Annotated in this window: 2 protein-coding genes; both read left to right on the top strand. The window is 37.5% G+C overall.

What is annotated here, in order from left to right:
- Positions 1–481, top strand: a 481-nt coding sequence (locus D368_RS20080) for a phosphopantetheine-binding protein (RefSeq protein WP_486129247.1), incomplete at its 5' end; no start/stop codon positions are given.
- The coding region (locus D368_RS08340) for an amino acid adenylation domain-containing protein (protein ID WP_486129246.1) at positions 457–7,541 on the top strand (7,085 nt) is incomplete at its 3' end. The genes D368_RS20080 and D368_RS08340, both read left to right, overlap by 25 nt.

Below are 7,541 nucleotides of genomic sequence, written 5' to 3'. Positions count from 1 at the left end.
TTCCCATGGGGAGAAGCAGCTGTGCGGGTATATTGTTGCAGATGAGACCGTAGAATTGGCAGAAATAAAAAGAGAGTTAGCCAAACATCTGCCTGATTATATGATCCCGGCACAATTCATACAGGTAGATGAGATTCCACTATCTGCAAATGGTAAAGTAAATCGTAAATTATTGCCGAACCCGGAACAGTTTATTGAAGAAACTAAGATGATAAGGGGTTATGAGGCACCAAAGACCCAGACGGAAAAATTGGTAGTAGAGGCATTTGAACATGTACTTGATATGGAAAGAGTAAGTGTAAATGACAATTTCTTTGATTTGGGTGGAGATTCGATTAAGGCTATCCATATTCTAAACAAGATAAGAGAAGCTGGATACGATAGCTCCATGCGAAATCTTTTGATGGAGAGAACACCAAAGCTAATAGCCATGAATTTATCCACAAAAAAGAAATTATGCCTGCGGAGCAAGGAGAAATAACTGGTGAAATTTCACTGACACCAATTCAAAACTACTTCTTCGCACAAAATATGATAGATCCTGAACATTTTAATGTATGCCAAGTGTTTAAGGTTCGTGAAAAACTAAATGATTTGGCACTACAAAAAGCTTTATCTGCGTTAGTGCAGCATCATGATATGTTGAGAGCTACGTACAAAGATAAGAAACAGGTTATAGGGAAAGTAGAAGATAAGAAATGGTACGGCTTTACAAAAATAGCATGTGAATCTGAAGAGATTCAGGAAAAAATTAAGACAACGAAAGTAAAGATGGATTTGGCTGAAGGACCATTATTGCAGGCTGTTTTATTTAGTACGCCGGAGCAAGATTATATGATGTTGCTAGCTCATCATATGATAATGGATGTGATTTCCTGGCGGATTTTAACTGAGGATTTGGAGAAGGGCTACTCTCAAGCTTTGAATCAAAAAGAGATAACATTACCAGCTAAAACCGTTTCCTTTAAAGTATGGAGCGAAGGATTAGCTTATTACAGCCAGAGTGAAAAGTTAAAGAGAAGGTTAGCTTATTGGTCAGAAATAGAAAATAAATTGGTTGATGGTAAGTTAAAAGAAGATGGAATTGATGATAAATTCGAACCAAAGACAGCCGTGGCATGTCTTAATGCCGCTATCACAGAAAAGTTATTAAAAGAAAGTGCACATGCTTATAATACAGAGATTAATGACTTGCTTGTAGCAGCACTAGGACGTGCGGTAAACAAAGTAACAGGTCAGAGAACGCTTGCTATACAGATGGAAGGACATGGTCGTGAAGAAACAGTAGGCTCTTTTGATTTAGGTAGGACAATAGGATGGTTCACTAGTATATATCCCGTAGTTTTAGATGAGTTAGGCACTAATATTGCACAGGATATTCGAAATACGAAAGAGACACTACGACGCGTACCAGGACATGGAATTGATTATGGCATCATAAAGAATGCAGCCATGGGTAATCCAGAAGAAATGGATGTAGAAGTGGCACCAGATATATCATTTAATTATCTTGGAGAACTAGGAACAAAGAAAGAATCTGGCGATCTATATTTCGAGTTTTCACAATTAGGTTATGGACAGGATACGAATCCTCGTAATCAATTTGGACCATCCATTAACGTCATAGGTCATGTGCAAAAAGGTAGTTTATCTATGACAGTAACCTGCAACAGCAGTCGTTATTTGGCTGAGAGAATTGAGCAAATAGGAAAAGCATATGAAGAAGAACTGATAGCAGTCGCAGAACATTGCTCCCACGCACAGAAGAGTGAGTCAACGGCAAGTGATTTTGGTGAGAGCGTATGGAAAGATAGCGAATTTTGTCATGTACAGGAAGCTGTCGAAATCCGCGGCCAGGAAATTCAACGTATCTATCCATTGGCTCCTGTGCAAGAGGGAATGCTCTATGAGAAGCTTATGGATGAATCATCTACAAAATATGTTGTTCAGCAGACGTTGCGATTGACAGATGTAGATGTAGAGAAGATGCACAAAGCTTTTAAGTATTTAGCAACACAGCATGATATTTTACGTACAAAAATCTGTTATCGGGGAGTAAGTGTACCAAGACAAGTTGTATTGAAAGAAAGAATGCCGGAATTTAATTATATGGAAGTAGATAATGAATCGGATTATCTTGATTTAAAGGAACAAGATGTAAAACGAGGATTTGATTTAGAAGAAGATACACTACTTCGTATGAATCTGATAAAAATAAACAACAGTGGTTATCGGTTGATCATGACAAACCATCATATTATTTTAGATGGTTGGTGTTTGCCAATTTTGCGTAAAGAATTATTTAGTGCGTATATGGCAACAGATGAAGAACAATTAAAAACACCTAATCAGGCTGCTTCTAATAAAATGGGTAGCTATGAAAAGTTTGTCCATTATATAAATGAAAAAGATAAAGAGACGAGCCTTAAATATTGGGAAGACCTTCTTCAAGGATATGAGACAAGGGCTGATATTCTACCTTTAGGTCGTCCAGATGAAACAGAAGAAGAGAGTCAGAGCCAAGAGTTTAAGTTAAGCATAGAGGTAACTGAACAAGCAGAAGCGATATGTGCCCAATATGATGTAACATTGAATACGCTAGTAGAAGCTTGTTGGGGCGTTTTATTGGAAAAATACAACTCAACAAATGATGTTGTATTTGGAAAAGTTGTATCTGGTAGAAATGCAGAGATTGAAGGTATTGAAGAAATCGTTGGTTTATTTATCAATACAATACCCGTACGTATATCGACAACAAACGAAGACACCTTTGCCGATTTGTTGAAATCATTACAGAGCCAGGCAATTATTGCAAATGAACACGATTTTCTTCCCTTAGCAGAAATACAGAATCATACTTTATTAGGAAGAGATCTAATTGGAACATTATTCTTCTTTGAAGGCTATCAAGGAACAAGTATAAATATTGATGGCAAATTAAATGTGGAATCCGAATATTACCGCGAACAAATTGGGTATGACTTGGGAATGACAGCATTTAAGAGTGATCGTATCCATTTTAGAATTCTTTTCAGTACAAAGCTATATAACAAGGAACAAATAAACATTATTGGTTCCCATCTGCAAAGGCTTATGGAACAAGCAATTGCAGCACCACAGACGAAATTAATCGAATTAGGCATGACCAGTGAAGCAGAAGAAATGAAAGAATTAGTACAGTTTAACGCAACGGACAGCGACTATCCAAGAGACAAGACAATTGTACAATTATTTGAAGAACAAGTAGCAAGAACCCCCCATAATACAGCAGTTGTATTCGGGAATGAGAAATTGAGTTACGCCGAGCTAAATGCTCGTGCTAATAAACTTGCATTAAGGTTACGCCGAGAATACCATATCCAGCCTGATGATTTTGTTGCCATCATAGCAGAAAGAAGTTTAGAGATGGTGGTCGGATTATATGCCATCCTGAAGTCGGGTGCAGCATATGTACCCATTGACCCATTTTATCCAGAAGAACGCATCGAGTATATATTGGAAGATAGCCAGCCGAAAGCGGTTTTAATTGGTCATGGAAAGTATAATATTTCCCCTGAAAAGGTTGTCGACTTATATAGTGCAAGCAATTCTGAAGAAGGTGCAGAGAATCCAGAACATGTGAATACTCCTCATGATCTTATTTATCTGGTTTATACATCGGGTACAACAGGAAAACCAAAAGGGGTTATGGTAGAGCATCAGCATATAGTCAATCAGCAGATGTGGACACAAAGAGAATATCCATTACACGAGGGAGAATCTCTTTTAATGAAGACCACTTGTGCATTTGATGTTTTTGCCTGGGAAGTATTTTGGTGGATGTTAGCGGGTGGTAAACTTGTTATTTTGCAACAAGGAGAAGAAAGTCAAAGCGATAAGATCATCAAGTTAATTCAGGATTATCAAGTAAATGCAATTCAGTTCGTTCCTTCCATGTTCAATATGTTTTTAGAAGAATTAGATATGAGCAAAGAGAAAATAAATACTCTGCGTTATATCATTAATATTGGTGAGAAACTGAATGCAGAAAGTGTGAGACATTATAATCAGTTAAGGGAAAAAGGACAAGTAAGAGCAGAACTGCTGAATCTCTATGGTCCAGCAGAAACTACCGTTAATTCTAGTGGATATCATTGTCCAGCAGACTTAAATGTAGATAAAGTATGGATTGGTAAGCCTATTAGTAATACACAAATTTATATATTATCTAATGAAATAATAGCTGGAATAGGAGTACCAGGGGAATTATGTATTGCAGGAGAAAGTGTGTCGCGTGGATACTTAAATCGTGAAGAATTGACAGCACAGAAATTTATTAAAAATCCTTTTGGTTCAGGAATGATGTATAAAACAGGCGATCTGGCACGGTGGATGCCGGATGGAATGATCGAGTACCTTGGTCGTATAGATGATCAGGTTAAAATAAGAGGTTCCAGAATCGAACCAGGAGAAATTGAAAGTACTTTGATGGAACTCGAAGGAGTTAGTGGAGCAGCCGTTATAGTACGACAAGACAAGCAAGGAGAACAATATCTGTGTGCTTATGTAGTTGTTCATACAGAAGTGGAAAAATTAGACGAAGATAAGATCAAGAGTGAGTTACGCAAGAAGTTACCAGACTATATGGTTCCTTTATATATTATTCGTATTGACCAAATTCCGTTAAGCCATAATGGAAAGCTGAACAAAGCGGCACTACCAGAACCAGAATACAAGGTGAAGGAATATGTAGCCCCAACAAATAGTGAAGAGAAGTTAGTAGTTGAAGCATTTGAGAAAATCCTTGGAATAACAGGAATTAGTGTCAATGATAGCTTTTTTGACTTGGGTGGTCATTCACTGAAAGTTACATTATTGTGTAATGAATTAGAAAAGACAATCGGTATAAAACTGCAGCTTAGTGAAATATTTGCTTTATCTACACCCAAACGTATTGGAGAAAGAATTGGAAGTTTACAATATGATCGTTTCTCGGAAATACCGAAAATAGCTAAAGCAGAGTTCTATCCTATGAGTTCTGTTCAAAAGCGACTTTATCTTCTGAATGAGATAGTTGGTCCTAGTATTTCCTATAACATTTCGAATGTCATTAAATATGATAAAACTCTGGATAAAGAGCAGTTACAGGGAGCATTAGATAAACTCTTAGAAAGAGAAGAAATATTGAGAACGAGCTTCCATCTTATTGATGGAGAGCCAGTTCAAGTAATTCAACCAGATGCGAGAGTAGTATTAGAATACAAAGAAGCTGATTCACTAGATATTCAAGCTGAATATGATAATTTTGTGCGCCCATTTGATTTATCGAAAGCACCTTTGATGCGGGTTAAGTTATTACAGACGCCACAAGCTTCATACTTGATGCTGGATATTCATCATATTGTTTCTGATGGAGAAAGTCTGCCTATTATGATGAACTGGATAAGTGAGTTATATGAAGGATATACTCTACCAATGCCAAGGGTTCATTATAAAGATTTCTCTGCTTGGCAAATGACTCAGGATATTACGGAACAGGCAACATATTGGAAGAACGAGTTCTTAGGCGAAATTCCAATACTAAATTTGAATACAGATTTCCAACGTCCTAAGAAAAAGAGCTTCAATGGCGCCGACATAAAAACCAAGATTGAAGCCCCAGTTTGTATGGAAATAAAAGAATTAGCGAAGAAGCATGGTGCTACAGAATTCATGATTATGTTATCAACCTTTATGCTTCTAATGAGCAAATACAGTCAACAGGAAGAAATTGTAGTTGGAACTCCTGTATCAGGCAGAACCCACGTTGATACACAAGAAATGCTGGGGATGTTTGTAAACTCCTTGGCTATCAAAGGAAAAGTGAAACAAGAGGAGAGTTTTGAACAAGTATTGCTAGGAGTAAAAGAAAAATGTCTTCGTGCGTACGATAATCAGGACTTTCAATATGAAGAATTGGTTGAGGCAGTAGATGTAAAGAGAGATTTATCAAGAAATCCATTATTTGATGTAATGTTTATGATGCCAGAGAGTGAAATTATGTCTGGTTCAAAGAGCATTATGAGTGGAACATGGGTACCAATGGAAGGAAAAGTAGCTAAGTTTGATCTGAATTTAATGGTAATACAAACATCAGAGGGTTATATGGTCAACTTAGAGTATTCTACAGATTTATTTAAACAAGAAACGATAAAGCAAATGGTGGATGATTATGTTTTATTGCTTTCGGAAGTTATAAAGCATCCAAAAGATCGTTTGCAAACTCTACTTAAGAAAGAAGATGTTAAGAAAGAGGAAAAAGATTCGACCCAAGCAGAGCTTGATCATCGTGCCAATCATTTGGCGCAGCAAGTTTCAGATTTGATGCAAGAATTGCATCAAAGAGATCAAGCTTATTGGAAGAGCAAAGTTGAGAATTTCCCACATGCGCCACAGTTACCGCTTCTTTTTAACGGGAATGCTGTAAACAACGCGACAGTAAAACGTTTAGAAACGAAAATTTCTGCGACAGACTGGGCGGTTGTGAGAAACAAAGCTTTGGATAACAGAATTGCACCATCTGCGTTATTGTGCACAATATATGCGGAAGTTCTATATAGATGGAGCAATCAATCCAATATGGCACTTAGCTTAAATCTGTTTAGTAATCAGCCTTTTCATCAAGATGGAATGTCTCTGATGGGGGATTTTGTATCAAAATTGTTGTTAGATATCGATTTATCATCTCACAGACAATTTTGGGAAAGAACTGCTGAGATTCAGAAGCGGTTATTTGAAGCGTTAGACCACAGATTTTACAGTGGGGTTGATTTCCTGCGTGATCTGGCTGAAAACCGCGGTCAAGAAGATCAAGCTATAATGCCAATTATATTTACGAGTATGCTGCGTGACGAAGTGAATTCTTTCAATGCCAATATAGGCAGTAGGGGAGAATTGAAATACGGAATAAATCAGACCCCTGAAGTATTTTTGGACTTCCAAGTTGCGGAAAGCGACGGACAATTAATTATGACTTGGGATTATGTGAAAGATTTGTTTGACGAAGATATGATCAGTGCGATGTTTGAAACGTATCAACTTCGCTTACAGCAAGTTATAGACCATAATCTTTCATCTATGCCGCTGCCTGTAACACAGTCTGAACTGCTGCTTGATTACAATCATACACAAGGAGATTATGAAGGAGATTTACTGCAAAGATTAATAGACCGGCAATGCCAGAAGACTCCCGATGCTATTGCAGTCAAATTAGGACAGGATACATTGACCTATGGCGAGTTGGCGAGAAAATCCAATCAGGTCGCTCGTTATTTAGCAGAACAAAACTATGCGCACAATTCTTATATTGGCGTTTGGGCAGAGAGACGAATCGAGACCATTGTAAATACGGTGGCTATTTTAAAAGCCGGCCATGCTTATATTCCTGTTAATCCGGAACATCCTGAGGAAAGAATAGAATATATCGTGGAACATAGTGATATCAAGCTCATGATTCATCCGGATTTATATGAAAAAGAGAACCTTTCCACCTATAACGATGGCGCCTTAGAATCGTTAGAAAG

Origin of the sequence: Paenibacillus lentimorbus NRRL B-30488 (genome assembly GCF_000411595.1) — a bacterium.
Classification (GTDB): Bacteria; Bacillota; Bacilli; order Bacillales; family Bacillaceae; genus Bacillus; species Bacillus velezensis.
This window is presented reverse-complemented; position numbering and strand designations above follow the sequence as displayed.